Here is a 1645-nt window from a genome sequence, read left to right on the forward strand (position 1 = left end):
GCCTTTGGCGATAACGGCAATGCGTTTGGTTTTACCGGTACCATGCGGCAACACTACAGTGGTGCGCACTTGTTGGTCGGCTTTTTTGGTGTCAATGCCTAAGCTGACGTGTAATTCTACGGTTTCGTCGAATTTGGCTTTAGCGTTTTCTTTTACGATTTGGGCCGCTTCGGCGAAAGTATAGAGCTTATCAGCGTCAAATGCTTTTTTGGCAGCTTCCATTCTTTTTCCCATCTTTAAAACTCCTTAAGGTGTTGGCGGGCTTTCGCCCTCCCTTAACACAAATTTATTTTACTACGTCTACACCCATGCTGCGGGCGGTGCCTTTTACCATTTCGGCGGCCTGCTTAATATCTTTGGTATTCAGGTCGGGCAATTTTTCAGCGGCGATTTCTTCGCATTGTTGTTGGGTAATCTTACCCACTTTGTCTTTATGCGGGGCGCCGGAGCCTTTAGCCAAGCCCAATTTTTTCACAATGAGCACAGCCATCGGCGGCATTTTGGTAATGAAGGTGAAAGAGCGGTCTTCAAATACAGTAATGACGACCGGAATCTTAATACCTTTTTCCAGTTTAGCGGTTTTGGCGTTAAACTGTTTGCAGAATTCCATGATGTTTACACCATGCTGACCCAAGGCAGGACCCACCGGAGGAGCCGGATTGGCCGCACCTGCAGGGATTTGCAGCTTGATGTATCCTTTAATTTTTTTCTCTTTTGCCATTTTTTACTCCATAATTTATACTGCTAAACAAGCGCCCGCGACGCGCGCGGGCCTAAAAAATTAGTTCTTTTCAACTTGCAAGAAATCCACTTCCACCGGAGTAGCGCGGTCAAATACCGTCACCATCACTTTGAGTTTGTTTTTCTGCTCGTTGACTTCTTCCACTCTACCAATAAAGTGTTTGAACGGACCTTCCGTAATACGTACGCTTTCACCGCGTTCAAAAGTAATTACGTGTTTGGGCTTGCCGCCTTCTTCGGTCAATTCCACAATACCGGCAATTTCTTCTTCCGGAAGCGGTACCGGATTGGGATCACCCAAAAAGCCGGTCACACCGGAAACTCCTTTGATAAACCAGTACGATTCACTGGTCATGTTCATTTGAACAAGCACATAACCCGGGAAGAATTTGCGTTTGCGAAGGATTTTTTTGTTTTGTTTGACTTCCACTACTTCTTCAGTAGGGACCAGTACTTTAAAAACACGGTCAGCAAACCCTTGCACTTCAATTTGCAAGTTAATTTTTTCGCGGACCTTATCCTCATGTCCAGTCTGGGTGTGGACTACATACCAATTTCTTTCTTCAGACATTAACGTCCTCCTACCAAAAGACCCAGCACTTTGGTCAAACCGAAGTCAATAAAACCCACATAGGCAGAGGTCAAAGCGACCACAATAGCCACTAAGACTGTGGACTGCACCACTTCTTTGCGGCTCAACCAAGTAGATTTCTTCAGCTCAGACACACATTGCTTGAGGAAATTGATTGCTTTATTCATATAAAATAATCCTTGCGTAAAAATGGCAGGAGCGGAAGGACTCGAACCTTCAGTCCCGGTTTTGGAGACCGGTGGTTTACCAGTTAACCGACGCTCCCACTAAATTTTAAGCTTTCGTTTCTTTATGCAAGGTGCTTTTGCCGCA

4 protein-coding genes and 1 tRNA gene are annotated in these 1645 nt (G+C 45.4%); all 5 read right to left on the reverse strand.

The window, feature by feature from the left end; genetic code table 11:
* Positions 1 to 234 (reverse strand): 50S ribosomal protein L1 (locus IKL48_03475; GenBank protein MBR3603730.1); only part of this gene is annotated, 234 nt, incomplete at its 3' end.
* A 52-nt stretch (positions 235 to 286) separates the two neighbouring features.
* Positions 287 to 721, reverse strand: coding sequence for a 50S ribosomal protein L11 (gene rplK / locus IKL48_03480; GenBank protein ID MBR3603731.1), 435 nt, complete (start codon positions 719 to 721; stop codon positions 287 to 289).
* Between the two features lie 60 nt (positions 722 to 781).
* Positions 782 to 1312: a transcription termination/antitermination factor NusG gene (gene nusG / locus IKL48_03485; GenBank protein ID MBR3603732.1), complete on the reverse strand. Its 531-nt coding sequence runs from the start codon at positions 1310 to 1312 to the stop codon at positions 782 to 784.
* A complete protein-coding gene (gene secE / locus IKL48_03490) occupies positions 1312 to 1500 on the reverse strand; it encodes a preprotein translocase subunit SecE (GenBank protein ID MBR3603733.1) in 189 nt (62 codons plus the stop codon). Before secE ends, nusG begins: the two co-directional genes overlap by 1 nt.
* A 23-nt stretch (positions 1501 to 1523) precedes the next feature.
* Positions 1524 to 1598, reverse strand: a tRNA-Trp gene (locus tag IKL48_03495).
* Positions 1599 to 1645: the final 47 nt, after the last annotated feature.

The organism is Elusimicrobiaceae bacterium (assembly GCA_017520185.1).
Lineage (GTDB): Bacteria > Elusimicrobiota > Elusimicrobia > Elusimicrobiales > Elusimicrobiaceae > Avelusimicrobium.